This is a genomic window from Streptomyces sp. NPDC057307 (assembly GCF_042667665.1).
Taxonomy (GTDB): domain Bacteria; phylum Actinomycetota; class Actinomycetes; order Streptomycetales; family Streptomycetaceae; genus Streptomyces.
Genome location: NZ_JBHUZM010000001.1, coordinates 196,858 through 220,995 on the forward strand (window position 1 = coordinate 196,858; position 24,138 = coordinate 220,995).

The window sequence follows — 24,138 nt, forward strand, 5'->3', positions numbered from 1 at the left end:
TCGCGATCCGCGAAACAGGCACGGCCACCTCGTGCCCATGCCTAGTCTCGGCTCTGTGATCACTACTTGGGAACCCACCGCGGCGGGCGTGCTGCGACTGCCCTCCGGCCGGCTCATACGTGGCCGGGGACTCCGGCACCCCCTCCCGGCCGGTCCGACGCCGGCTTTCGCGCTCTATCTGCTGCGCAAGGAGCCGCCGTCGGTCGAGTGGGAGTCCCGCTGGGTCCGCTGGCCCGACTTCCGGCTGCCGGCCGACCGGGCCGGGGCCACGGAATCGCTTCGTGAGGCGCTGGCCCGGGCCGGGGACGAACGCGTCGAGGTCGCCTGCGGCGGCGGACGCGGACGTACGGGTACGGCGCTGGCCTGTCTCGCCGTCCTCGACGGAGTGCCGAACACCGAGGCCGTCGCCTATGTGCGCGAGCACTATTCGCGGCACGCGGTCGAGACTCCGTGGCAGAAGCGCTACGTGTCGCGCTTCGCGTAAGCACGCGCACTTCACTTCGGGTCGGGCCGGCCTCGGGTCGGTTTCGGCTCGGGTCGGCCCAAGTCAGCTCGGCTCGGGTCGGGTCAGCTCACCACCGCGCCCGACGCCAGCAGCAGATCCGGCAGCGTGCCCTCGAAGTCCGGGATCAGGCGCAGTGCCAGTGCCCAGCCCTCCGGGTTGTCCGCCAGGTGTTCGGCGGCGAGCGCGGCGACCGCGCGGCGGGTTTCCCGTATCTCCTCGGTGGCGGGCGAGTCCCCCGGCGCCAGCGCCCTGGTCAGGAAAGCGACCGTCGCCTGCGCCGGGAAGCCGGTCCGCACCACCTCGGGCAACGTGACCTGGCCGAGGTGGTGCGCCCTCTCCAGCCAGCGGCAGCCGCCGTTGTCCACCCGCAGCGGAAGCTTCTTGAGCATCTCCGACGCGGTGGGCGGCTTCGCCCCACGGCGGGGCCGGTACTCCGGGTGCGACAGACGCAGACCGGCGTCGGCCGACTCCGCCGTGAGCGCGGGCGGGCAGCCGTCCAGTTCGGCCAGGCGGACGAGGAGCCGGTCGTGCAGGGGCTTCACACCGTGGCCCGCTTCCAGTTCCGCCCAGGGGACGGGTCCCGGGCCGATCTCCTCCTCGAAGAGGTCGAGGGCCTTCTGCAAGTCGTCCCTCTCGATGCCCGCCCCCTTGTCGCACAGGAAGTCCGCCCGCCCCGCCGGTCCCGCGGCGGCCTCGAACGCGGCCCGCAACAGGGCCGGTCCGTCCGGCTCGACCTCGGCCTCGGTGTCGGTGTCGGTGTCGGTGTCCGCGTCCGCGTCCAGCGCCGTACGCCCCGCCGCCAAGGTCTTCGGTGACAGCGGGTGCTTGGACTGCTTGCGGCCCGGGAAGTCGGTCTCGTCCAGCAACTCCCTCACCGCCTCCGGGCCGTGGCGCTCCCAGAGCCGTACCAGCATGAGGATTTCCAGCGCGGGCGTGTGGATCTTCGCCCGGGGCGTGCCCAGCAGGATCCGGCACAGCAGCGGGTCGCCCGAGTCGGCGCAGGCCAGCAGCCAGGGTCGCCGCGCGCTCTCCCGCACGCCGTCCGTCAGGGACTCCGTCAGCGGAAGCCGGTCGGCGGCCGGGGTGTCGGCGGAGGCGCCGTCCTGCCAGCGGCGGCCGGAGAGGATATGGCGGCGCTGGGCGGTGGTGAGGTCGGTGTTGAGGAAGAGCGCGGCGTTGACCTCGGGGTCGTTGTACGGGATCAGCTCCTCGATCACCTCCGGCGCGGTCTGCCAGTCCGACGCGATACCGGCGAGGACGGACGGGCCGCGCGACTGGACGATGTGTGCCCGCAGTTCGGGGCTCGGCCGGTGCCACAGCAGCAACTGCTGGATGGCACGCCCGTCCATGTGCTCACCGAGCCCGCATCGCGTCGGGTGATCGGCCGCGTCGTAGAGGCGCAGCCACGCCGCCCGGCCGCCCGACTGCGGACGGCTCGGGAATTCCGGCCCCACCGGCTTCGGCCAGGTCTTGCCACGGTGCTTCGGTGTCTCGGCGAGCGCGGCGTCGACGAGTTCGGAGACGGTGCCGGCGAAGCGCGGTAGCAGCGCGTACACCGCACGCCAGGGCGCGAAGTCCGAGCCCAGCCGCGCCACTTGGGCGGCGAGGGCGGCTCGTACTCCCGCGTGGTTGTCCGGCAGCGCGCACAGGACCTTGCGGGCCGGGCCGACCTCCCGCAGGACCCGGTCGACCGGGAACGCGCCGGAGGAGACACCGGGACGCAGGAGGCGGGCGAATGCCTCCCCGTCGGCGGACTCGTGCGCGGCGGTGGTCAGCATCGACGGGCCCGCGCCGTCTCCGGTTTTCTCGAACGCGCTCAGGGTCAGTTCCTCCGGGCAGCCCGGGTGCGCCCACAGAATGCGGAGCCGTCCCACGTAGAACGGGTCGGCACGGTGTTCCGCGGCCAGTTCGTCCCAGTCCAGTGCGTCTGGATCCGCCGGCAGGTCTATGTCGCCGAAGAAGGACGTGTCCCGGAGGTCCCCGATCAGTGCCTTCGTCGTCCCGGGCTTGCGTCGCCACGTCGGGTGGGTCTTCGGCGGGGTGTTGTTCACCGGGCGGGCGTTGACCGGCAGACGGGTGGAGACGCGCTTCGCCCGGTCGTCGAGGACGCCGCGCGCGTGCGCGGCCAGTTCGGGGAAGGGGGCCCGCAGTGCAGGTTCGAGAAGTTCCGGCTTGATGGACGACATCAGCTTCGCCGTGAGGCCGTCCGCCGCCCGCCAGCCGGGGTCGTCGGCCGTGGCCGCCGCGCCCTCCCAGACCGCCGCCCGCTGGGCGGGCGTGCGCTCCCACTCACGGGCGCCGTACAGACTCGTCGCCAGCCCGGGATCCCCCAACGCGGCCAGCCGGTCGAACACATGACCACGATGCACGGCCGACGAGACGAGCGCGGCGCGCAACTCGGGATCCCGCGAGGCGAGCACCTCTTCCAAAAGGAGCCGGGGCAGCGGGGCGGAGCTGCGGAGCAGTCCGACGGTCTCCTCCCGGATCCGGGGGATCAACGCGCGGGTGAGCGCCAGGTCGGCCAGGGCGTAGGCGGCGGATACGACGTGGTGATCGGCGAGACGCATCGTGGTGACTCGGACTTCCTCGAAGTGGCTTTCGGAGAGCGGAGGTTGGGGCCAAGGACGGGGCGGCCGGAGTACGGCTCAGGACGACACGGCAAGCTCCTTCATCCGGGCCAGCGCACCGACCCAGTAGGTCTGCCGGGCCGCCGTCTGCCCGACGAGATACGTGGCCCGCAGCTTCGGCGGCAGGTGCCGCAGCACACGCGCCACCACCTCACCGTGCTTCTTGAGCTGCGACAGTTCGGCGTTGGCCAGCACCCGGTGCACCACGTCCGTGTCGTTCGTCCCCTCGGACGAGGTCTCCGACGCGACGGCGAGGCGCTTCTCCCAGAGGTCGATGTCCCGCACCAACTCCTTGAAGCCGAAGGTGACTTCCTGCCCGATGCCGTCCAGCCTGGCTTCGAGCGCGGTCAGCGGCACCGGTGCGAACTCGCCCTCGCCGAGATAGATCAGGCCGGACATCAGCGGCTGACCGGCCCGATGCAGCTTGATCAGCCGCTCCAGCGTGCGCTTGGTGATCCAGTCGCGGGCCTCGTCGTCGATGTCGTTCTTCCACCATTCGAGGACGGTCTCGGCCACCTCGCCGTACGCGGCGATGAGCCATTCGTTCGCCGGGATGTCCTCGGGCCGCACCTCGTAACTGACCGTGAAGCGGCTCGCCTGCGCCACGTTGTTCCGGCTGACCTGGAGCTTCCTGCCCAGGTGGTACGGCGGGTTCTGCAGCGCGATCTGGGCGCGCAGCCCCTCCACCGGCCGCCCGGCCAGCGACCACTCCTGGGTGATCTCCATCAGCTTGGCGAACGCGGCCTTGTCCTTGGGCCGGTTGTACTCGTCCCAGACGATCACCTTCTCCCCCGGCCCCGAGAGCGCCCGGGTCAGCAGTGTGTCCAGCCGCCCGTCGGGGGTGGGCACCGGCACGCACAGGTCCTCGACGTTGGTCACCGGGAGCGAGAAGTACACCGGCTCCGCGCCGAGTTCCTCCCGTACGACGCTCTTGGTGATCTCCGTCTTTCCGCAGCCGGGCGGCCCTTGCAGCAGCACCGCCCAGTTCTCCCGCAGGGCGGTGCGCAGGATGCGGCGTACGGGGTCGGCCACGGTCCGCGGGTTGGCCGCGCCCACGGCGGCCGCGAGCGCGTCCAGGATCTCCGCCGTACGGTCGGTGCCCTCCGTGCCGTCCTTCCGCAGGTCCCGCAGCCGCATCCGCACCCCGCCGACCAGCGGCAGTCCCCAGCTCAGCGGCAGGCCGGCGCGGGCGCAGTCCAGAACGTGTTCCACGGTGCGCGGGGAGAGCAGGGCACGCAGCCGGGGTGTCAGGGCGGCCCAGATCCGGAAGACCTCACCGAGGTCCAGCTCGGCGTACCGCCCGGCGAGGGTGTGCCGCCAGGCCGTGTCGTTCGCGGTGAGGCGCAGGGTGACCATGCGGTCGAGCACGGCGAGGTCGCCGCGGGCGGAGCCGGTCTCGGTCAGCGACTCGTTGTCGGAGAGGAAGACCCCGACGCAGCCCAGGGCGCGCAGGTCGTGTTCGCCGAGGGTCCAGTTGCAGGCGATCTGCATGAGCTGGGACTGGATCATCGCGCCGGCCTGCAACGAGTCGTCGATGAGCAGCACGAAGGGCTCACCGGGGGCGAGTTGGCTCATGATCAGCTGAGTGAGAACCAGCTCGCCCGTCCTGTCGTCCCGCACGGGCGCGTTCATCAGGAGGTCGTCGGGCGTGAGGTTGGCGGCCGGGACGAGGACGACGCGTGTGCCGGGGTGGGCCGACGGTATATGGCTGAGGAAGGTGGACGTCTTGCCGATGCCGTGCTCGCCGAAGACCTGGCCGGTCTGCCCCATGGCGATCATGGCGTCGATGAACTCGGCCAGTCGCCCGCCCGGTTGACGGCCGGCCGGCCGCTTCGGGTAGGTGGCCGTGACGGGCCAGGGGATGTCGTGGGCGGGGTCGGTCTTGGTCACGGTGATGGGATCCAGTCCTCGTGCGTGCGAGCGTCGGGATGCGCGATGCGTGCGGGGTGGCCGGGCGCGCGCAGGCGCGCGCCGACGTACAAAGTCGTCCAGGAGCCAAGGAGCCCAGGAGCCCAGGTCCAGAGGCGAGGGGGCCGGGGGCCGGGGGCCGGGGACGTGCGGAGACGTCCCGAGGTGACGGACCCGTGCGGTCAGCCGTCGCCGGTCGTGACGCGGTGGCAGGCCATCGGCGGGCTGTGGCGGTCCGGCCACTCGTCCCCGCCGTCGGTGATCAGCCATATCCAGTTCTCGGGGCGGGCCGGGGTCACCTGCGGCGCGTAACCGTCGGTGACCATGATCACCGCGTCCGGCTCCACCTCGCACCGCTTCCCGCCGACTTCCCGGCGCCCCTCCACGTACTCGACGACCTTGCCGAAGTCCGTCCCGCCGCCACCCGTCACGCGCTCCCCCGGGACGAACGGCATGACCTCGCCGTCGAAGCTCAGCCAGTGCGTCTCGACACCGTCGGTGCGGCCGATGAGGGTGAGCAGCCAGTCGATCACCCGCTGGGACATGGAGCCCGAGGTGTCGATGGCGACGACCACGACTTTCGCACGCTCCTTGCCGCGGCGGGACAGCATCGGATCGTGCCCGAGCGCGAGGAGCACCGCGCCGTGCTTCCTGGGGTAGATGAGCCGTTCGCCGTCGCGGAGTTTGGAGGCGAGCGTGTCGGTCAGCCAGCGCTTCCACCACTCCACCCGGCGGGTGGGCTCGGTCCGGCCGCGCAGCGCGCCGAGCCCGAGGCGGCCCCACATCCTGGCGATCCGGTCGCTGCCGCCCTCGGAACGGTCCGCGAGATGCAGGATCTCCTCGCGCGCCGGCCCCTCGCCGCGCAGGGCGGCCCGCAGCACGTCCGCGAGGACGCCCTCCACGACCTGGCTCACGGTCTCGTCGTCCAGGGGGACACCGCCTAGGCGCAGATGCGGACAGGCGGCGGCGCCGAAGCCCGCGGGCACGGGCGGGTCGCTCATGCGCTTCAGCTCGCCGTAGACGGTCATGTCGGTCTCGACGAAGTGCCCGTACGACAGCGGCTCCAGGTCCTGGGCGCGCAGATCCTCCTCGTACCGGGCGTGGATCAGATGCGGATCGATCCCGACCGGCTCCCGTACGTCCCCCTTCAGAAGGGTGGGCAGCTCGGCGCGCAGCCGCCGCATCACGACATGGTTGATGGAGACCTCGGCGGCCAGCGTGAACACGTTGTCCTCACGCAGCTCCGCGTCCACATACAGATGCCGGTGGACGAGATGGCGAGCCTCGTGGAAGAGCACGAACCGCACGCCGTCCGCACCGATCGCCACAAAGAACTCCGGGTTGTACAGAAGGACACAGCTGCCGTCGCCGGTGGCGACCACCGCCGCCGTCTCCACGGCCAGGGTGGGGATCTGCCGGTGGCACTTCGTGTACAGCCAGGAGGCGATCGCGCTCTCCCGCACCCCGAAGTCGAGCATCGCGGCTTCCTTCAGAAGCCGGCCCTTCTCGGTGACGACGGGGTCGGGCGGATCGTCCAACAGCCGTCGCCAGTCACGCAGTTCGACGGCCTGCGTGAGCCTGGTCGCGGACGTTTCGGTCATGGAAAAACCCTAGCGGCGAGGTCTGACATCCCGCCGGGCGCCGCGTGAGCCTGTGGATAACCTCGCTGCCGGGACCGGGAGCGGGACCGGGCCCAGACCGTCAGGCGGGCCACTCCCACGACATGCCGTGTATCCCCGCCGGGCACTTCGGCGGCAGCATGTGCGCCGAGTTCGAGACGTCCAGCGCGATCTGCCGGCTGCTGGTCTTCTCCGCGCCGATGCGTTCACGGTAGTAGCGATGACAGCTCACCGGCTGCGCGCCCGGGTCGAAGTAGACGTGCAGCAGGTACTCCCGCAGGCTCACCCGCGTACGGCGCTCGTGGTACGTCGAGACCTCGCGGCACGGCGAGAGCGAGATGGTGTAGTCGATCACCACGGTCTCGTTCTTGGCCAGTTCACCGCCGAACAGGATCTCCGTCACGATGCTCCGCCGCTCCGGCAGGAACTGCACGCTGCCGAGCTTCCCGCACCGTACGGCGACATCGACCGACGCGGTCGCCGGGTCGTCGATGACATGCACGGCGGTCATCCGGCTCGCGCCGTCGCGGGTGGCGCGCAGCACCTGGTTCACGGACAGCTGCCGTATGCAGCGCTCCGCGTCGAGGTGGACGGTCTCGTGGATGACCAGGGAGGTGACGTCCTCGTTGAAGCGCGCGAAGTCCGCGCCGAGTGCCTGTTCCACGTCCGAGTTCTCGCCGAAGACGCGGTGCGAGGCGGACAGGTCGAGCAGTTCCGACGTCGTACGACCGCGCGGCCGGCCCGGGCGCAGGAGTGAGCGGAGGGCGCCTTCGGGCAGGGCGAGGATCTCCTCCAGCGCGTCCACGGCCCGCAGGGACTGCGCGCGTTCCGGCTGGCTGCGCCCGCGCTGCCAGTAACTGAGGGTGGCGAGGCTGACGCCGATGCCCTGCGCCTCAAGCCGGTCGCGTACGCGCTCCAGGGACAGCCCGCGGCGGCGGAGGGCGTCACGGAAGACCTCGGCGAACGTCACTTCCACGTCTCCGGCGATGCTCGCGTCCATTGGCCCCGCTCCCGCCGTGTTTCCGCGCCCGTACTTCTACGCCCGTGCTTCTGCCCGTGCTTCTGCGCTCACGTCTCTGCGCCTGTGTCTCTCCGCCCGATGGTATGCGGACGACGAAAGCCGCCCACCGGGAAGGGTGGGCGGCTCCGCCGCGTCTCCGGGGGCATCGGAGAGCGGGAAATTGGCTCAGCTGGTCCGGGGAATCAGTTGATCCTGGGGATCAGTCCGTGTTGAGGCTCAGTTGGTGTTGAGGGTCAGCTTGTAGTGCGAGAGCGCGTCGCTGAGCGGCTGGAAGTACGAGGAGCCGGCGGTGTTCACGCCGGTGCAGTTCTGGCCTATCGGACCGCCGGAGGTCATGCCCTGGGCCTGGTTGCCGGAGATGTACGCGCCACCGCTGTCGCCGCCCTCGGTGCAGACGGTGGAGCTGCCGAGACCCGTGACGACCGTGTCGGGGCCGCCGTTGGCGTCCGTGTACGTGACGGTGACGTTGTACGAGCGCACGGTCCCGCAGGTCCAGCCGGTGGTCTGACCGGACTTGCACATCGCCGCGCCTGTCGCCGCCCGCGTACCGCCGCGGACCGCGACGTTCCCGGCCTGGCCGTACGTGGTGACCTGGGTGCCTATGGAGTCCTCGGCGTCGACCGCCGCTATGCCCATGTCCACGCTGCGCGTGCCGACGGCGAAGCGCGAGTTCGTGCCCTTGGCGAACTTGACGTTGTTGTACGCGAGGTCCGGCAGGTCCTCGATGCAGTGCCCGGCCGTCACCAGGTACTGCTTGCCGGCGGCGTCACGCGCGCCGAAACCGACCGAGCAGATATAGCCGTTGAACGTCATCCGGCTGCCCGGAGGCACCACGGCCTGGGTCTCCAGCCGCTCCTGGCCACGCACGACCCGGACGGCGTCGCCGTGCTTGCCCGCGGCCTTGATGAACGAACGGGCGGCGGTGCCGCTGTCGCTGCTCACCTCCACCGTGACGGTGTCGGACGCGAGGTCGACCGACCACGACGAGACGCCCACGGGCACCTGCTTGGCGGCCTTCGCGTCCAGCTCGCTCTTGATCCGGTCCAGCGCGGACTTGCCGTGTTCGGGGACGCGGGCGGTGAGGCCGGCGTCCTCCACCTGGGCGGCGGATCTCGCGTCCGTCGCGTTCACCGTGAGCGTGCCGGCCTTGGTGAAGAAGGCGCCGTCCGTCTTGATGCCCTGCTTGGCCACGGCGGCCAACTCGCGCTGCTGCGCGGCTTCGTGGTCGAGTCGTTCGACGGCCGCCTGCTCGCTGCCACCGAGCGTCTTGGCGAGTGCCGCGACCATCTCGGGCTGGTACCGGGGCGCCTGGCCCGTGGCGCCGGACGGGTCGGCGGCCTGCGCGCCGGTCACGGCGGAGGCCGAGAGCAGGACGCCGGTGACGGCGGCGACGAGGTACTTCCGGGAAACCTGCACGGTGCTTCCTCTCGTTATCGGAGCAGCGCCGAACACCGCGCGTCGAGCCCTTGGGGAGACCGGGGAATCCGAGGAAGCCGCGGGATAGGGCCGGCCGACGCGTGCGTTCGTGGGTGGGCGCTCTGTCCGGCGACGTGGATGGGGGGTGTGTGGGGCGTCGCGGGATGAACTCTCGCTGAACGCTCCCTTTCCGGACAAGGCCCGGCCGGGAGGGTATTTTCAACAGAGTTGCGGATAACTGTTGAGAGGAAGTCGGCCGGGCGGCTCGGACGGGTCCTAGAGCGCGGCCCTTCTCGACTCAACACAGCCCGGCGAGTTGAAGGCGACCTCGAACCGTCCGTCCCGTTGCACCAAGGCGTCCGCGCCGGGAGTCGGCTGCCCGATCGCCGCCACCAGCGCGGCGACGCGCTCGGCGCGGCCGATCTTCTAGGTTCAGGACGCCTGTTCAGATCATGACTCGGCCTGAGCACTGGTCTTGATGAGCGGTACGTCCCGCGACAACTGCCGGAATCCGACGCCGTAGTACAGCCCGCGCGCCTGGGGGTGCCCCGGCGCGCCCAGGCACGCCACCGTCATGTGTGTGGCCCCGGCCGCCCGCGCCAGACGCATCCCGTGCAGCAGCATCGCCCTGGCCAGCCCCAGGCGCCGGTAGTCCGGATGCGTCCCGACCGGCTCGAACTCGGCGGTCCTGTTCGCCTCGTCGAGCCACATGATCGTCGAGGAGGCCATCGTCCCGTCGGGCGCCTCCACCAGGACGTGCAGGTCGCCGCGGTACCCCGCGGTCCGCCGTACGCCCTCGTAACTCTCGGCCGTGTACGACGAGGGAGGCCAGGCGTCCAGATGGGCCTGGACCGCGGCCTCCGGTCCGGCCTCGTCGGCGGTGCGGAAGCGGAATCCGTCCGGCAGGAGGGGCTGTTCCAGGTCGGTGAGGTCCCGCTCGTTCAGCTGGGTCCAGGACCCGTCGTCGCCGAGCGAGTCCGGGTCGGTCTCGTAGCCGTGCGCCGCCCACCGCTTCAGGGCGAACTCGTCGGCGGCGCTCGCCGTCACCGTGCGCTCGATGCCCGGCGCCGTGGCGTCGTACCAGTCGATCACCTCGTCGAGCAGCCCCGCGTGGTCGGGGTGGACCTGATACGCGAGACAGGCGCCGGTGACGTCCTTCACCGACCCGTCGCTCCGCCGCACCTGGTGCGGGAGATGGGCCCAGCCCCACGCCACCAGATCCCCGCCGGCGAACCAGAGCCGGCGCGTCCAGCTCGCGCCGTCGCCGGCGTGCCCCTTGCCCCAGTTCCAGGCCAGCTCGCCGAACGCCGCGTCGCTGTTCACCAGGTCGGGTCGGGTGGCGGTGACACGCTGCGCCAGACCCTGCATGAGCTGCACGTCGGCGGCGGTCAATGGCTCGAAGTTCGTCATGCCGCGTCACGGTGCCAGGACCGCGCGAAGCCGTCGAACCGATTTCGTGAAGACAGGTCCTAGCGAGCCGGGCGGGCCCGCTCCAGGATCCGCTCGACCACCTCGGTCTTCGCGTCGGCGTAGTTCTGCAGGTACTTCCACTCCTGTCGCGCCAGCCCCCGCTTCGTCTCCGCGTACAGCTCACGGTCGCCGGGATGCGTACGCAGCCGGTCCCGGAAGCGCAGCATGCGGTCGACCTCGGGGCAGCCGGCGGGCAGTACGTGCAAGTTGGCCGAGGACGCCGAGGGGTCGAGGTCCTGCTTCCTGAGCACGCGGTGCTCGTACCAGTCGGGCTCCCGGACGGCGACGGTGTAGCCGACGGATTCCAGGGCGGGGACGTAACTCGCCTCGTCGCCGGGGTCGGCGACGATCAGCAGCATGTCGACGACGGGCTTCGCGGGCAGGCCGGGCACCGAGGTGGAACCGACGTGTTCGAGGCGGGGCCGCGTGGACGCGCCGAGCCCCGCCGCGCCCGCGGTGCCGATCCGCGCGCAGAAGTCCGTGTCGAACTGGGCGTCGATCAGCCGGGCCTCGCGCTCGTAGACCGCCGGCCAGCGCGGGTCGTACTCGCCCAACGTGACCTGCCCGTTGACCTGTTGGGCCGCGCCGAGACTGGCCGCCTCGATCTCCTCGTCGGTCATGGGTGTCTGCCCGTTGTCGTCCGCCATGTCTCCCCTCCTCCGTTGGAACCGTGCCGTCCCGCCGTCGTCACCCACCCGGCTGAGCCCGGCCTTCTCCAGCACGCGGGCCGAGGCCGGATTCGACAGTTCCACGTTCGCGCGCACCGTGTGGATGCCCGGCGCGGTCAGGGCGAACGCGGCTATGGCGCGGGCGGCCTCGGAGGCGTAACCCCTGCCCCGGCGGGAGGGGACGATCCCGTAGCCGAACTCGATCGTGCCCTCCGTAGGAGGGAAGAGGCCGACGGCCCCGACGACCAGGCCGGTCGCGCGCTCGACGATCTGACGCTGGCCGTACGGGCCGAGGGCGTCCGACCGGCCGGCGATGAAGCCCGCGATGACGCTGTCGCCCTCGGCGGGGAAGTCCTCCGCCCAGTGCGGCAGCCGGCTGCCACCGACGACGGCGGAGACCTCGGCGGGGGGCCAGGAGCGCAGGACGAGACGGTCGGTGATCAGGTCGGACACGCACGTCTCCTGAAGAAGGGGGCCGGGGCGCGTGGACCGTACGCCGGAATAGCCGCGTGCCGCCAGCGGTTATCGCCGCAGGCAGGGGCTGGTAGAAGCTTCAACAATCGGTGGTCGAGCGAGCACGGGCGGATCCCTGTGACGCACCGCGGCTGAAAGAACGACCGAGCACAACGGAGGTATGTCATGGGCAGGATCGTGGTGGGAGTCGACGGATCGGCTTCCTCGGTGAAGGCGCTGCACTGGGCCGTACGGCAGGCGGCGCTCACCGGAGACACGGTGGAGGCCGCGATCGGCTGGGAGTACCCGGCGAGCGCGTGGGCGACGATGGCTCCCGGCATTCCGCCGGAGCTCGACCCGGAGGAGTTGGCGGGTCAGATCCTGGACGAGACGCTGGAGTCCGCCCTCGGTAAGGAGGGCGCGGCGGCCGTCGACCGGCAGGTCGTCGGCGGGCATGCCGCCCAGGCGCTGCTCGACCGCGCCGAAGGCGCCGTACTGCTGGTGGTCGGCGACCGCGGCTACAGCGGGTTCAAGGCGGCGCTGCTCGGCTCCGTCAGCCTCCATGTCACCCAGCACGCCACCGTGCCGGTGGTCGTCGTCCGCGGCGAGTGAGCCGCACACCGTGCCGGGGTTACGGCGCGATGGTCAGGTCCTCGATCAGACCGTCGCGCAGCGTGAACCGGAACCGGAGGTCGACGCGGCCGCCGGGGAAGTTCCCCTCCAGGCGGTTGGTGACGGCGTAGTGCGCGTCGTCCTCGCGCTCGGCGGCGAGGAGTTGGGTCGTGTACGTGTACTCGCTCGCCGCCGTACCGAGCCACCGCCCGATCGCCGCGGCACCCGCGTAGGTCGATCCGTCGTCCGTGACGGTGGCGTCCTCGTGCATGGTCACGAGGGCGGCACCGGCGTCACGGGCGTCGTGCGCGGCCAGATAGCGGGTGACGACGTCGGGAAGGACGGGGAGGGCGGGGACGGGAGTGGCGGCCATGGTGTTCGCTCCTTGCGATGGGTGGTGAGGCGGGTGGGGCGGGTGGGGCGGTTCAGCTCGCCGTCGGCAGCGTCCCGCCGTCGATGACGTGCTCGGCGCCGACGATGGACGCCGCGCGGTCCGAGACGAGGAAGGCGACCAGCTCGGCGACCTCCTCGGGCTCCGCCGGCCGGCCCAGCGGGATCCCGCCGAGTGAGTCCATGAGCCGTTGGAGCGCGGCGTCGGTCGCGATGCCCGCGCCCGCCGCGATGCGGTCGACGAGCGCCTGCGCCGCCGTGGTCCTGATGAAGCCGGGCGAGACGGTGTTGACGCGGACGCCGTGCGGGGCGACCTCGTTGGCGAGGCCCTTGCTGTACGTCGCGAGCGCCGCCTTGGCCGCCGCGTAGCCCAGCGTCGCGTCGTACAGCGGCATCCGGTGCTGGATCGAGGTGACGTGCACGATCGCACCCTTGCCGGCTTCGATCATGCCCGGCAGCAGGCCGCGGTCCAGCCGTACGGCCGCCAGCAGGTTGGTGTTGAGTTCGGCGTCCCACGCGGCGTCGTCCATCGCGGCGTAGCCGCCGGGCGACCCGTTGGAGCCGCCGAGGTTGCTGACCAGGATGTCGATCCCGCCGACCCGGTCGAGCACTTCGGAGACGACCGTACGGGCGCCCTCGGGAGTGGTGAGGTCGGCGCCGACGAACGTCTGCGGCTCGACCTCTTCAGGACGGCTGCGCGCGGTCACCAGCACGGTGGCACCGGCCCGCGCGAGCCGCGCGGCGATGGCGGCCCCCGCCCCCTTCGTACCGCCGGTGACCAGCGCACGCCTGCCTTCCAGCGACTCGTCCATGCCTGTCCCGCCCTCCCTCGGTGCTAAAATAGAAGTGAGTAACTTCGACTTTAGCAGTAACTGGACGAGCGGATGGGGCGGGACACATGGCGGCGCGAGCGAACCGGATGCGGCTGGAGGACCGGACGTGTCCGCTGTCCACGACCGTGCGGCAGGTGGGCGAGTGGTGGACGCTGCTGATCCTTCATGACGCGTTCGACGGCTACACGCGCTTCGACCAGTTCCAGGAGAGCCTCGGCATCTCCTCCAGCATGCTCACCACCCGTCTGAAGACCCTCGTCGCCGATGGGCTGTTGGAGCGGCGCCCGTACCAGCAGGGGCCGACGCGCTACGAGTACGTCCTCACGGACCTCGGCCGCTCGCTGCGCCCGGTGCTCGTCGCCCTCGCGGCATGGGGCAACTCACGGCTGGCGGCCGAGGACCGGACCATGGTCCTGGTCGACGCGGCGACGGGCGAGGAGGTCGAGCCGGTGGTGGTCGACGCGGCGACCGGGGACCGGCTGGACGACAGCGAGGCGTACGTCTTCACGGCCGGTCCGGCGGCGAGCGGCGGGATGCTGGCGCGGTACGGCGGGGCCGGGCCGGGCGTGCGGCGCGACCCCCGCCAGGGGGCCGTCAAGTAGGGCCGAGATAAAAGGAGTTGGCGCAGCTACCGCGATTAATGGCCAGTCTTGACGGATTCTGTATAAATTCATCGCGAAGCCGCTTCAGGTGGTCCGCCCCGGGGGTTCAATGGACCCGACCACGCAACACTGAAAGATGGAGAAACCCTTGAGCACCTCCGACACCACCCTGAAGGCTCTGGCCGCGCGGTTCGACCCGGCGGCAGCCGCCGGCCTGGACCTCGTCTTCGGCTTCGACGTCACCGACGAGGGCAAGCAGTTCGCGCTGACCGTGAAGGACGGGACCTGCGCCCTGCAAGAGGGGGCGAACCCGGACGCCAACAGCACCCTCGTGCTGGACGCGGAGACCCTCAAGGCCATCCAGTCCGGAACCACCGACGGGGCGAAGGAGTTCGCGAGCGGCAAGCTCCGCATAGACGGCGACCCGGTGCTCGCCCAGAAGCTGAGCGTGCTGTTCCCGGCCTGAACCGGCTGAACCGGCCGATCTGCCTGATCTGCCTGAACCGAGTGGGCCCGCGGCCGCTTCTGCGACCGCGGCCCCACCCGCGTCCACCGCCCGCTCCGCTGCCCCGTCCGCCGCCCCGTCGGTCGGGCGCTTCGAGCCGCGACCAGGTTCGGAAATTGCCCCGTAGCGGAGAGTGACCTGGTCAGGCCGTCGGCAAAGATTTGGTATGCCGATTGTCAGTGGTGCCTTCTATGGTTTTGGTCATGACCCCTGCACTGATCGGGCGTGACCACCCCGCAGGCGTCCTCCGCGCGGAGATCGGCCGGGCGACGGACAGCCACGGGGGTCTCGTGCTGATCGCGGGCGAGGCGGGCATCGGCAAGACCACGCTCGTCACCGCCGCCGCCCAGGAGGCCCGGCAGCGCGGGGCGTTGGTGCTCGGCGGCTCCTGCTGGGAGGGCAGCGCGCCGGGTTACTGGCCGTGGGTGCAGGTCGTGCGCGGGATGCGGCGCGGGCTCGACGAGGAGGAGTGGGCGAAGGCCGAGCAGGCGGCGGGCGGGCGGCTGGGGGTGCTGCTCGGCGAGGCCGCGGGGGACGACGAGGCCAAGGACGCCAAGGACGCCTTCTCCGTGTACGACGCGGTGACGACCGCGCTCGTCACCATCTCCCAGCGACGGCCGGTCGTCGTCGTCGTGGACGATCTGCACTGGGCGGACACCGCGTCGCTCAAACTCCTCGAATTCGCCGCCCAGCACGCCTGGTTCGAGCGACTGCTGCTCATCGGGACGTACCGCGACGTGGAGGTGGAAGCGCCCGGCCACCCGCTCCAACAGCTCATGCTTCCGCTCGTCGCCCGCGCCACCACGGCCGTCACGCTGACCGGGCTGGACAGGGACGACGTGGGCGCGCTCCTCACACTGACCACCGGGCTGGAGCCGGAGCCCGCCCTGGTGGACGAGGTGCACCGTCGTACGGGCGGCAATCCGTTCTTCGTCGAGCAGACCGCCCGGCTCTGGCACGGCGGCAGCCCGGTCAGCGCGATCGCCCCCGGCGTGCGCGAGGCCGTGCGGCGGCGGCTGTCGATGCTGCCGAAGCCGGTCGGCGACCTGCTGATCATCGCGAGTGTGCTGGGCAGGGAGTTCCACCGGCAGGTCCTCGCCGCCGCGACATCGGCGCCCGTGCCGCACGTGGACCGGCTGCTGGACCGAGCAGTTTCGGCCAGACTCGTGGTGACGCGCGGCGGCGGCAGATTCGCGTTCGCCCACGATCTCGTCCGCGAGACCCTCTACGACTCGCTGGAGGAGGCGGATGCGGGCCGGTTGCACGGCGCGGTCGTACGGGCCCTGGACACCGCCCCGGCACTGGGCGAGAGGATCTTCCCCGCCGAGCTGGCCCGGCACGCCCATCTCGCCGGTGACACCGTGGACCGCGCCCACCGCATCGATCTGCTGCTCGCGGCGGCGCGGGACGCGTCGAGCAGGCTCGCCGCCGAAGAGGCCGTCGGCCACTACCGGCGCGCCCTGGAGGTCGCCGAGACCGCCGGCGAGGGCGATCCGCGCCGCGCCGTCGTCATCGCGCTCGACCTCGCGGGCGAGCTGCGGCATCAGGGCATGGAGGAGGAGGCCCAACGGTATTTCGACCGCGCGGTGACACCCGCGCGGGAGTTGGGCGATCCCGCGCTGCTGGCCCGTGTCGCGCTCACGCTCCACCAGCAGCAGGACATCCCCGGCCAGGGCCCGCAGGCGGGTGACCTGCTGCATGAGGCGTACCGGGCACTGATCGGCGACGGCGGAGAGGACGGGGCCGAGAGGGACGGGACCGAGGGGGACGGGACCGGCGGCAGGGCGAGGGAGCGCATGGCGCAGGACCTCGCCGTCCGCGTCACCGACCTCGCCCGCCAGGAGGACGACGACGAGGCGCTCGCCTTCTCCCTCTGGGCACGGCACGACACCATCTGGGGCCTCGGGACGTCCGACGAACGGCTCGCTCTCACCGCCGAGATGTCGGCCGTCGCCCGCCGCACCCAGAATCTGGACATGGAGGTGCACGCGGCGGCGATGCGCTGGGTGACGCTGCTGGAGCTGGGCGATCCGCGCTACCTGAGCCAGTTGCGTACGTACACGGGAGTGGCCGAGCGGACGGGCAAGCGCCGGTACGAGCTGGGCAAGACCGTCGACCTGGGCATCGTCGCCGGGCTCACCGGCGACTTCGAGCAGGCCGAGAAGTGGTACGCCGACACCATCGAAGCAGCGCGCGAACAGACGCCGTACGACTATCTGGCCTCCCATCTGCGCTGGTCCCTGCATATGATCCGGGGTCGCTTCGAGCAGGCCGACGCCGTCACGCGCACCCTCGAAGGCGTGGACTACCCGCTCCCGGTGCTGCTCGACGGGATCACCGCGATCGAGCGCGGCGACACGGCGCGGGCGCTGCGGCTGCTGCGGGAGGTGGCGGGCCGGCCGGAGCCGGTCTCACGGATCTTCGCGCCGCTGTGGTTCCGCTTCCTGGCGCACACCGCCGCCGTCACCGGCGACCCCGCGCTGATCGCCGAGGCCCGGGACGCGCTCGGCGCGCACAGCGGCCGATGGCTCGTCGCGCTGTACGGCTGCGACGTCAGCGGACCTGTCGACCTCTGGCTCGGCATGCTGGCCGCGGCGGAAGGACGTTGGGACGCGGCGGTGGCGGCGTTCACGTCGGCGCGCGACTCCGCCGACCGTCTCCAGGCGAGACCGTGGTCGCTGCGCGCGGGCCTGGGGTTGGCGGACGCGCTGCGGGCGCGCGGCGGGGACGGGGACGCCGCCGCGGAGGCGGCCCTGCGCGCGGAGGCTTCGCGGGCGGCGAAGGCGATGGGGCTGACGCTGGGGCTGGGGCATCTGGAGAAGCAGGGGCCGGGGGTGACCGACGAGCCCGGCGCGCCCGCCCTGCCGGACGCCCTGCCGGACGCCGGGGTGGAACCGGCGCCGCCCGGGCCGGAGTTCAGACGGGACGGGGCCGTGTGGGCACTGGCCTTCGACGGGCGGGCCGTCCATGTGCCCGACGCCAAGGGGCTGCGCGATCTGCACACGCTGCTCTCGCACCCGGGCACCGACGTCCCCGCCGTCCGGCTGCTCGCCCCCGACGGCGGCGAGACGGCCGTCGCCGCACACGCCATGGGCGGCGACCCGGTGCTGGACGAGCGGGCCAAGGCGGAGTACCGACGACGGCTCGACCAACTGGACCTGGAGATAGACCGTGCGGGGGAGCGGGGCGACGACACGCGCGCCGCCGCGTACGACAGGGAGCGGCAGGCCCTCCTGGACGAGCTGCGCACCGCCGCCGGTCTCGGCGGGCGCACCCGGCGGCTGGGCGACGAGGCGGAGCGGGCGCGTAAGACGGTCACGGCCCGGATCCGCGACACCCTGCGCAAGCTGGACGCGCGCCACCCCGAACTGGCCGCGTATCTGCGGAAGTCGGTGACCACGGGCTCGACCTGCGCGTACCGTCCGGAACTCGCGCACGACGACCACGAGTCCGGCGGACCCGATGGCTCCGGCCGATCGGGTGGACCCGGCCGACCCGGCCGATCCGGCCGGCTCAACTGGCGGCTGTGACCCCCGGCCCGGCCAGCAGCCGCAGCGTCGCGTCCACCGACGCCGACGCGGCGGGCAGCAGCGGCAGCCGTACGGACGCCGTGGGGATACGTCCCTGAGCGTGCAGCACCCCCTTGGTCACCACGGGATTCGGTTCGGCGAAGGCGGCGGCCGACAGAGCGCCGAGCCGGTTCCCGAGGTCCCGGGCGCGGGCGACGTCACCGGCCGACCAGGCTTCGGCCAGCTCCACGAACCGGCCGGTCGCCAGGTGCGCGGACGCCAGGATGCCGCCGTGCGCGCCCATCGCCAGCAGCGGCGAGAAGAAGGTGTCGTCCCCGGCGAACACGGCGAAGCCCGGCGGCAGTTCGGCGAACAGCTCCACCGTGGCCGCGCTGATTCCACCGGTCGCGTACTTCACGCCCACGACGCCCGGCAGCGCGCCGAGCCGTCGCAGCGTGTCCGCGCCCAGCTCCTGACCGGTGCGGTAGGGAATGTGGTAAATCACCAGCGGCACGGGGCTGTTGGCGGCCAGTTCGGTGAAGTGGGCCACGACGCCCGCCTCGGACGGCCGGGTGAAGTACGGCACGAGCGTCAGCACCGCCGTGACCTCCGGCACCTTCCCGAGGGCGGCGAGGGCGTCCCGGCTGGCGGCGGTGTCGTTGTTCCCGGCACCGACCACCAGGGGCGCGCCGCGCTCCCGGCAGACGCGGGCGAGCACGGTGACGACGGCGTCCTTCTCCGCCGCGCTCAGGGTCGCCACCTCGGCGGTGGTCCCGAGCGCGACGAGACCGGTGACGCCCGCGTCGAGCAGTTCATGGGCCAGCGCCTCCAGCGCGTCGACGGCGACCTCGCCGGCGCCGTCGAAGGGCGTGATCAACGGGACGTACACCCCGCTCGCGGGAACACCGCCGGTCGTCGAAATCCCGGCCGCCGCCCGCGCCGCCGCTCCGGCCGTCGCTCTGTCGCTCGTCATGGTCCGGATCCTCTTCCCGCCCGACCACTCCGGTCCAGCGGGAAAACCCGACGCCGCTCGTAAGCTGAGCCGATGCTCAACCTGCACCAGTTGCGCCTCCTGCGGGAGCTGGCCCACCGGGGCACCATCGCCGCGGTGGCCGAGGCCCTGTCGTACAGCCCGTCCGCCGTCTCCCAGCAGCTGTCGCTCCTGGAACGCAACGCGGGCGTACCCCTCCTGGCACGCAGTGGCCGCCGTGTGGCGCTGACCCCGGCGGGCGCGAATCTGGTGCGCCACGCCGAGGTCATCCTGGAGCGCCTGGAGACGGCCCGGACGGAGCTGGCGGAGGGCAGGGAAGTGGCCGGTCCGCTCCGCCTGGGCATCTACCCGTCCGCCGCCCGCGCCCTGGCGTCCGGCCTGCTCGTCTCCCTGCGCCGGGCGTATCCGAGGCTGGAGCCCTGGGTCTGGGAGGTCGACCCCGCCGACGCGCCGGACGCCCTGCGCGCCGGCCAACTGGACCTGGCCCTCACGCACTACTACGACTCCGGCGACGGCCACCCGAGGCCCGTCGAGCCCGGAATCCAGAGCCGACCGGTGTTCACCGAACGCATGCACCTGGCCACCCCCACGGACCCGGCCACGGACCCGGCCACGGCTCCACGCCCGGCACCGGCACCGGCACCGGCACCGGACGACGATCCCGTACGCAGGTGGCGCCACGCCCCCTGGATCCTGCCCACGCCCGGCACCCTCTGCCATACCAGCGTGACGCGGCTGTGCGAGGCGAGCGGCTTCCACGTCGATTCGTGGCACCGCGTGGACGACTACGACACCGCGCTCGGTCTGGTCGCGGCGGGCGCGGGCGTCGCCGTGGTCCCCGACCTCAGCGCGCAGAACCCACCCGACGGGGTGGTGCTGACCCCGCTCCCCCTGCGACGGCGGAGCGAGGTCGCGTTCCGCGGCGGCTCGGCGGCCCACCCGGCCGTCGAGGCGTGCATCGCCGCACTGCGCGAAGCGCTGCCCACGGAACTCGCCACCGAGCCGACCTGACCCGGCTGCGGCCCGGAGCCGGAGTCGAGCTGGAGCTGGAGTCGGAGCCCTCAGACCGTGACGGGTCAGACCGTGGCGGGTCAGACCGTGACGGCGTCGGCCACCGCGCAGGCCACGTTGTCCGGTCCGCCCGCCGCGAGGGCCAGTGCGATCAGCTCGCGCACGGCGTCCTCCGGCTCCCCCGCCGTACTGAGGACATGTCGGATGCCCTCCGGGCGTACGACCGTGAACAGGCCGTCGGAGCAGAGCAGATAGCGGTCGCCCGGCTCCACGTCGTGCAGCCGCAGATCAGGCCGGGCATGGTCCTCGCTGCCGTCCAGGGCGCGGAGCAGCAGCGCCCGTTGGGGGTGCGACGCCGCCTCGTCGGCGGTGAGGCCGCCCGCGTCGATCAGCGACTGGACCAGGGTGTGATCGTGCGTGATCCGGGAGACCTCACCACCGCGCAGCAGATACGCGCGGGTGTCACCGACGTGCACCAGCGCCAGCCGGGATCCGGTCCACAGCATCGCCGTGAGCGTGGTCCCGGAGCCACCGGAGCCACCGGAGCCACCGGACCCGGCTGCCCCGACCCCCGACCGGTTCACCCGATCCACCGCGTCCGCAAGACCGTTGAGCACATCCGCACCCCGGACCGACTCCTCCAGAGCCGCCAGTGCGTCGACCGCCGCCCCGCTCGCCCGTGCCCCGTCGTCCCCGAACCCGTCCGCCACCGCCAACAGCCGTGAACCGGCGTACGCCGTGTCCTGGTTGACCGGCCGGACCAGCCCTCGGTCCGACCCCGCCGCGTAGAGCATCCTCATGTCAGACATCGCTTCGACGTCCTTCCCTGCCGGATTTCCCGACAACTGGTCGACGAGGAATGTCACCAGGTCCCGGCGCGCGGCGGTCTCCGTCTCCACCCGCGCCCAGTACGCCCTGATGTCCAGGCCGGCGGCCGGCGGATCCGTCTCGTACAGAGCGCAGACCTCACCGATCCGGGCCAGCGGCATCCCGACGCGCCGTAGCCACGCCACCAGCCGGGCCCGCTCCAACTGCGCCTCGGCGTAGTACCGGTAGCCGGTCGACCCGTCCACGCGAGCCGGTGTCAGCAGCCCCAGCTCGGCGTAGAGGCGCAGCGCCTTCGGCGACAGCCGGGAGGCGCGGGCGAACGCGCCGATGGTGAACTCACCCTCGCCCGCCATGCCGTCACCGCCGTCCCTCTTCTCGTACCGGGCGCGTCGCCCGGCACGGCCGATGCTGGGGCTTGCCCTTCGGGAAGAGTCAACACCCGAGCAGCGGCGGTCGGACGCACCCGTTCACTTGCGGTTGTAGAGCCGCATCGTCCACGTACCGAAGACGACCATCAGGCCGACCGACCAGCCGAGCGTCACCGCGATGTCGTGGGCCGGCCAGTTGCCCGCCATCAACTCACGTACCGCGCTGGACAGTTCGGAGACGGGGCTGTTGTTGACGAACGCCTGGAGCCAGCCCGGCATCGTCTTCGGGTCGACGAAGACGTTGCTCAGGAAGGTCAGCGGCATGATCACCATCATGCTGACGCCCATCACCGACTTCTCGGTGCGCAGCATCAGCCCGAACATCGTCCAGATCCACGAGAACGCGAACGAGAAGATGAGCAGCAGCAGCACTCCCGCCCCGATGCCCAGCACACCGCCGTCGGGGCGGTATCCGATGGCCAGACCCACGCCGAGGATCACGATCGCGGCGATCACATAGCGGATCATGTCACCGAGGAGATAGCCGACCATCGGGGCCGGGCGCCAGATCGGGAGCGTACGGAAACGGTCGAAGACGCCCTTGGCGATATCGGTGTTGACCGCGACGCCCGTGTACATCGTGATCATCACGACGCTCATCACCATGACACCGGGCAGCAGGAACTGGATGTACTCGGAGACCGACCCCGCCAGCGCACCGCCGAAGAGATACGCGTACATCAGCACCATCATGATCGGGAAGACGGTCACGTCGAAAAGCTGCTCGGGCACATGCTTGATCTTCAGCATCGCCCGCCAGCCGAACGTCAGCGACGCGGAGAGCGCGCTGGGCCTCGGTGGCCGTTCCTTGTTCACCAGGAGGCGGGCGAGATCGTCCGCCGTGGGCGTGGCGAGTTCGAGGTCGTCGAGGTCCTGGGTCTTCGTGGCTACGGTGGTCATGCCGCCGCCCCTTCCGTCACATCGGTGGTGGTCTCGGACGGCTGTCCGGACGGCGGCGACTGCGGCTTCTTCTTGTCGGTGAGGGCGAGGAAGACCTCGTCCAGGCTGGGCTGGCCGAGGGAGAAGTTGTCCACGACGATCCCCTCACGCGCCAGCTCGGCGAGCGCCCGCCCCGCCTGCTCGGCCGCGCCCTGGTCGCTGCCGCCCCCGCCGATGGTGGCGGTCAGCGCGAGCGGGTCCGCGTCCAGCACGATCTCCGCGCTCAGCGCGACGGCCAGCACCCGCTCGGCGTGCGGCCGTTGGGCCGCGTCGCGCAGCCGCAGATGCACGGCACCGGAGCCGACGGACGCCTTCAGGTCGCCCTTCGTGCCCTCGGCGATCACCTTGCCGTGGTCGATCACGGCGATACGGGAGGCCAGTTGGTCGGCCTCGTCCAGATACTGGGTCGTCAGCAGCACCGTCGTCCCCTGCGAGACCACGGCCCGCACGATGTCCCACACCTGGTTGCGGCTGCGCGGGTCGAGGCCGGTCGTCGGCTCGTCGAGGAAGAGCAGGTCCGGGGTGTTGAGGATGGAGGCGGCGATGTCGATACGGCGCCGCATACCGCCCGAGTAGTTCTTGACCTGCCGGCCCGCCGCCTCGGTGAGACCGAACGCGTCCAGCAACTGCCCCGCACGGTCGCGGGCGTCGGGCTTGGTGTGCCCGAGCAGCCTGCCGAGCAGCACCAGATTCTCCGAACCGGTCAGGTCCTCGTCCACCGACGCGTACTGCCCGGTCAGCGCGACCCGGCTGCGGACCGACTCGGCGTCCTTCACCACGTCCTTGCCGAAGATCCGGGCCTCGCCGCCGTCCGGGCGGAGCAGCGTCGCGAGCATCCGTACGACGGTGGTCTTGCCCGCGCCGTTCGGACCCAGCACTCCGTAGACCGTGCCCGTCGGCACGGCGAGATCGACTCCGTCCACGGCGCGGTTGGAGCCGAAGACTTTCACCAGCCCTGTGGTCTCGATCGCGAGATCTTTACTCATCATCAGTCCTTGTCGTTACTGCGCTGTCGTTCTGCATCGTTCTGCGTCGTTCTTCGTTGTTCGTCGTTCTTCGTGGTGTGCGGGGTTTTTCCTTATGACTCCGTGGGCGCCGAGAACTCATCAGCCGGGCCGCTCAGCAGATGTACGGGCGCGCCGCCCGCGCCTCGCGGAGGGCCAGGCCCCACCAGCCGAGCTGATCGAGCAGCACGCCCGCCTCGCGGTCCCGCTGCTCCTTCGTCACCGCGTCGGCGTCGAGCACGTCGTCGCCGCCGCAGTCGTAGAGGTTGATCGACACCCCGTTGCGGAGGGTGACCGTGTGCAGCTCCGTGAAGACCGGGCGCAGCGCCTCCACCGCGTACAGCCCGCCCGATCCGTGGCCGTAGCTGACGAACGCGACCGGTTTGGTCCGCCACTCGTCGTACGCGAAGTCGACGGCCTGCTTGAGGGAGGCGGGGAACGAGCGGTTGTACTCAGGGGTCACCACCACGAACGCCTCCGCGCGGTCGACCTCGGCCGTGAAGTCCGCCATCGGCTCCGTGACCTGGTCGGGGTAGCGCGCGGGGAAGTCGAAGTCGGCCAGATCGACGACCGACACCGCCAGGTCGTCCCGCTTGGCCGCCCGCTCGACGAACCACCGCCCGATCGCGTCACCGAGGCGGCCCTCGCGGGTGCTGCCGATGATGACCGCGACGCGCAGCGGCAGCGCGTCGCCGCCGTCCCGCTCCCCTTCGCCGTACTGCCGCATGTGGGCCGCCTCCTTCCCCCTCACCCCTCAGGCGCCAGACAGGACCGCGCGCCCGCCAGATCAGATCTGGCG

At 71.6% G+C, this 24,138-nt stretch carries 20 protein-coding genes; 6 read left to right on the top strand and 14 right to left on the bottom strand.

Going from position 1 to position 24,138, the window contains the following annotated elements:
- The first annotated feature begins 37 nt into the window (after positions 1 to 37).
- Positions 38 to 484 (top strand): protein-tyrosine phosphatase family protein, encoded by a 447-nt coding sequence (locus ACFUN8_RS00865; RefSeq protein WP_383629708.1) that lies wholly within the window; start codon positions 38 to 40, stop codon positions 482 to 484.
- An 83-nt stretch (positions 485 to 567) separates the two neighbouring features.
- On the opposite strand, the gene ACFUN8_RS00870 is transcribed toward ACFUN8_RS00865, so the two are convergent.
- The 7 genes from ACFUN8_RS00870 to ACFUN8_RS00900 all read right to left on the bottom strand — a co-directional run bounded on the left by ACFUN8_RS00870 (position 568) and on the right by ACFUN8_RS00900 (position 11,687).
- On the bottom strand, positions 568 to 3,072 hold the full coding sequence (locus tag ACFUN8_RS00870) for a hypothetical protein (protein WP_383629710.1): 2,505 nt from the start codon (positions 3,070 to 3,072) through the stop codon (positions 568 to 570).
- A gap of 78 nt (positions 3,073 to 3,150) precedes the next feature.
- On the bottom strand, positions 3,151 to 5,022 hold the full coding sequence (locus ACFUN8_RS00875) for an AAA family ATPase (RefSeq protein ID WP_383629712.1): 1,872 nt from the start codon (positions 5,020 to 5,022) through the stop codon (positions 3,151 to 3,153).
- Between the two features lie 200 nt (positions 5,023 to 5,222).
- On the bottom strand, positions 5,223 to 6,641 hold the full coding sequence (locus tag ACFUN8_RS00880; protein ID WP_383629714.1) for a hypothetical protein: 1,419 nt from the start codon (positions 6,639 to 6,641) through the stop codon (positions 5,223 to 5,225).
- 100 nt (positions 6,642 to 6,741) lie between these two features.
- Positions 6,742 to 7,659, bottom strand: a complete 918-nt coding sequence (locus ACFUN8_RS00885; protein WP_383629716.1) for a multiprotein-bridging factor 1 family protein — start codon at positions 7,657 to 7,659, stop codon at positions 6,742 to 6,744.
- 237 nt (positions 7,660 to 7,896) lie between these two features.
- Positions 7,897 to 9,096, bottom strand: coding sequence for a S1 family peptidase (locus tag ACFUN8_RS00890; RefSeq protein WP_383629718.1), 1,200 nt, complete (start codon positions 9,094 to 9,096; stop codon positions 7,897 to 7,899).
- Between the two features lie 450 nt (positions 9,097 to 9,546).
- Positions 9,547 to 10,506: a GNAT family N-acetyltransferase gene (locus ACFUN8_RS00895; protein WP_383629720.1), complete on the bottom strand. Its 960-nt coding sequence runs from the start codon at positions 10,504 to 10,506 to the stop codon at positions 9,547 to 9,549.
- A gap of 59 nt (positions 10,507 to 10,565) precedes the next feature.
- Positions 10,566 to 11,687: a GNAT family N-acetyltransferase gene (locus ACFUN8_RS00900; RefSeq protein WP_383629722.1), complete on the bottom strand. Its 1,122-nt coding sequence runs from the start codon at positions 11,685 to 11,687 to the stop codon at positions 10,566 to 10,568.
- 186 nt (positions 11,688 to 11,873) lie between these two features.
- On the opposite strand from ACFUN8_RS00900, the gene ACFUN8_RS00905 reads away from it, so the two are divergent.
- Complete coding sequence (locus ACFUN8_RS00905) at positions 11,874 to 12,299, top strand: universal stress protein (protein ID WP_383629724.1); 426 nt, start codon at positions 11,874 to 11,876, stop codon at positions 12,297 to 12,299.
- Positions 12,300 to 12,318: 19 nt separating this feature from the next.
- Here ACFUN8_RS00905 and ACFUN8_RS00910 read toward each other — a convergent pair whose 3' ends face one another.
- Together ACFUN8_RS00910 and ACFUN8_RS00915 are read right to left on the bottom strand one after the other, a co-directional pair.
- Positions 12,319 to 12,672, bottom strand: coding sequence for a nuclear transport factor 2 family protein (locus ACFUN8_RS00910; protein ID WP_383629726.1), 354 nt, complete (start codon positions 12,670 to 12,672; stop codon positions 12,319 to 12,321).
- A gap of 52 nt (positions 12,673 to 12,724) precedes the next feature.
- On the bottom strand, positions 12,725 to 13,501 hold the full coding sequence (locus ACFUN8_RS00915; protein WP_383629728.1) for an SDR family oxidoreductase: 777 nt from the start codon (positions 13,499 to 13,501) through the stop codon (positions 12,725 to 12,727).
- A gap of 86 nt (positions 13,502 to 13,587) precedes the next feature.
- Here ACFUN8_RS00915 and ACFUN8_RS00920 point away from each other — a divergent pair, with 86 nt between their 5' ends.
- From ACFUN8_RS00920 to ACFUN8_RS00930, 3 genes are all read left to right on the top strand, one after another.
- Positions 13,588 to 14,124: a winged helix-turn-helix transcriptional regulator gene (locus ACFUN8_RS00920; RefSeq protein WP_383629730.1), complete on the top strand. Its 537-nt coding sequence runs from the start codon at positions 13,588 to 13,590 to the stop codon at positions 14,122 to 14,124.
- Between the two features lie 148 nt (positions 14,125 to 14,272).
- Complete coding sequence (locus ACFUN8_RS00925) at positions 14,273 to 14,590, top strand: SCP2 sterol-binding domain-containing protein (RefSeq protein ID WP_383629732.1); 318 nt, start codon at positions 14,273 to 14,275, stop codon at positions 14,588 to 14,590.
- 242 nt (positions 14,591 to 14,832) lie between these two features.
- Positions 14,833 to 18,159 (top strand): AAA family ATPase, encoded by a 3,327-nt coding sequence (locus tag ACFUN8_RS00930; protein WP_383629734.1) that lies wholly within the window; start codon positions 14,833 to 14,835, stop codon positions 18,157 to 18,159.
- Here ACFUN8_RS00930 and ACFUN8_RS00935 read toward each other — a convergent pair.
- Complete coding sequence (locus ACFUN8_RS00935; protein ID WP_383629736.1) at positions 18,143 to 19,111, bottom strand: 4-hydroxy-tetrahydrodipicolinate synthase family protein; 969 nt, start codon at positions 19,109 to 19,111, stop codon at positions 18,143 to 18,145. The genes ACFUN8_RS00930 and ACFUN8_RS00935 overlap by 17 nt on opposite strands.
- A gap of 72 nt (positions 19,112 to 19,183) precedes the next feature.
- On the opposite strand from ACFUN8_RS00935, the gene ACFUN8_RS00940 reads away from it, so the two are divergent.
- Positions 19,184 to 20,140: a LysR family transcriptional regulator gene (locus ACFUN8_RS00940; protein ID WP_383629738.1), complete on the top strand. Its 957-nt coding sequence runs from the start codon at positions 19,184 to 19,186 to the stop codon at positions 20,138 to 20,140.
- An 80-nt stretch (positions 20,141 to 20,220) separates the two neighbouring features.
- Here ACFUN8_RS00940 and ACFUN8_RS00945 read toward each other — a convergent pair whose 3' ends face one another.
- From ACFUN8_RS00945 to ACFUN8_RS00960, 4 genes are all read right to left on the bottom strand, one after another.
- Complete coding sequence (locus tag ACFUN8_RS00945; RefSeq protein WP_383629740.1) at positions 20,221 to 21,321, bottom strand: MerR family transcriptional regulator; 1,101 nt, start codon at positions 21,319 to 21,321, stop codon at positions 20,221 to 20,223.
- A 114-nt stretch (positions 21,322 to 21,435) separates the two neighbouring features.
- Positions 21,436 to 22,296 carry an ABC transporter permease gene (locus ACFUN8_RS00950; RefSeq protein WP_383629742.1) on the bottom strand — a complete coding sequence of 287 codons (861 nt, stop codon included), beginning with the start codon at positions 22,294 to 22,296 and terminating at the stop codon, positions 21,436 to 21,438.
- Positions 22,293 to 23,321: an ATP-binding cassette domain-containing protein gene (locus tag ACFUN8_RS00955; RefSeq protein ID WP_383629744.1), complete on the bottom strand. Its 1,029-nt coding sequence runs from the start codon at positions 23,319 to 23,321 to the stop codon at positions 22,293 to 22,295. The genes ACFUN8_RS00950 and ACFUN8_RS00955 overlap by 4 nt, the downstream gene beginning before the upstream one ends.
- A gap of 133 nt (positions 23,322 to 23,454) precedes the next feature.
- Positions 23,455 to 24,066 carry an NADPH-dependent FMN reductase gene (locus ACFUN8_RS00960; RefSeq protein WP_383629746.1) on the bottom strand — a complete coding sequence of 204 codons (612 nt, stop codon included), beginning with the start codon at positions 24,064 to 24,066 and terminating at the stop codon, positions 23,455 to 23,457.
- Positions 24,067 to 24,138: the final 72 nt, after the last annotated feature.

Coding starts and splice junctions, on each gene's coding strand:
- ACFUN8_RS00865 (WP_383629708.1), top strand. CDS start 38: ATGCCTAGTCTCGGCTCTGTGATCACTACTTGGGAACCCACCGCGGCG.
- ACFUN8_RS00870 (WP_383629710.1), bottom strand. CDS start 3,072: ATGCGTCTCGCCGATCACCACGTCGTATCCGCCGCCTACGCCCTGGCC.
- ACFUN8_RS00880 (WP_383629714.1), bottom strand. CDS start 6,641: ATGACCGAAACGTCCGCGACCAGGCTCACGCAGGCCGTCGAACTGCGT.
- ACFUN8_RS00885 (WP_383629716.1), bottom strand. CDS start 7,659: ATGGACGCGAGCATCGCCGGAGACGTGGAAGTGACGTTCGCCGAGGTC.
- ACFUN8_RS00895 (WP_383629720.1), bottom strand. CDS start 10,506: ATGACGAACTTCGAGCCATTGACCGCCGCCGACGTGCAGCTCATGCAG.
- ACFUN8_RS00905 (WP_383629724.1), top strand. CDS start 11,874: ATGGGCAGGATCGTGGTGGGAGTCGACGGATCGGCTTCCTCGGTGAAG.
- ACFUN8_RS00910 (WP_383629726.1), bottom strand. CDS start 12,672: ATGGCCGCCACTCCCGTCCCCGCCCTCCCCGTCCTTCCCGACGTCGTC.
- ACFUN8_RS00915 (WP_383629728.1), bottom strand. CDS start 13,501: ATGGACGAGTCGCTGGAAGGCAGGCGTGCGCTGGTCACCGGCGGTACG.
- ACFUN8_RS00920 (WP_383629730.1), top strand. CDS start 13,588: ATGGCGGCGCGAGCGAACCGGATGCGGCTGGAGGACCGGACGTGTCCG.
- ACFUN8_RS00930 (WP_383629734.1), top strand. CDS start 14,833: ATGACCCCTGCACTGATCGGGCGTGACCACCCCGCAGGCGTCCTCCGC.
- ACFUN8_RS00935 (WP_383629736.1), bottom strand. CDS start 19,111: ATGACGAGCGACAGAGCGACGGCCGGAGCGGCGGCGCGGGCGGCGGCC.
- ACFUN8_RS00940 (WP_383629738.1), top strand. CDS start 19,184: ATGCTCAACCTGCACCAGTTGCGCCTCCTGCGGGAGCTGGCCCACCGG.
- ACFUN8_RS00945 (WP_383629740.1), bottom strand. CDS start 21,321: ATGGCGGGCGAGGGTGAGTTCACCATCGGCGCGTTCGCCCGCGCCTCC.
- ACFUN8_RS00950 (WP_383629742.1), bottom strand. CDS start 22,296: ATGACCACCGTAGCCACGAAGACCCAGGACCTCGACGACCTCGAACTC.
- ACFUN8_RS00955 (WP_383629744.1), bottom strand. CDS start 23,321: ATGAGTAAAGATCTCGCGATCGAGACCACAGGGCTGGTGAAAGTCTTC.
- ACFUN8_RS00960 (WP_383629746.1), bottom strand. CDS start 24,066: ATGCGGCAGTACGGCGAAGGGGAGCGGGACGGCGGCGACGCGCTGCCG.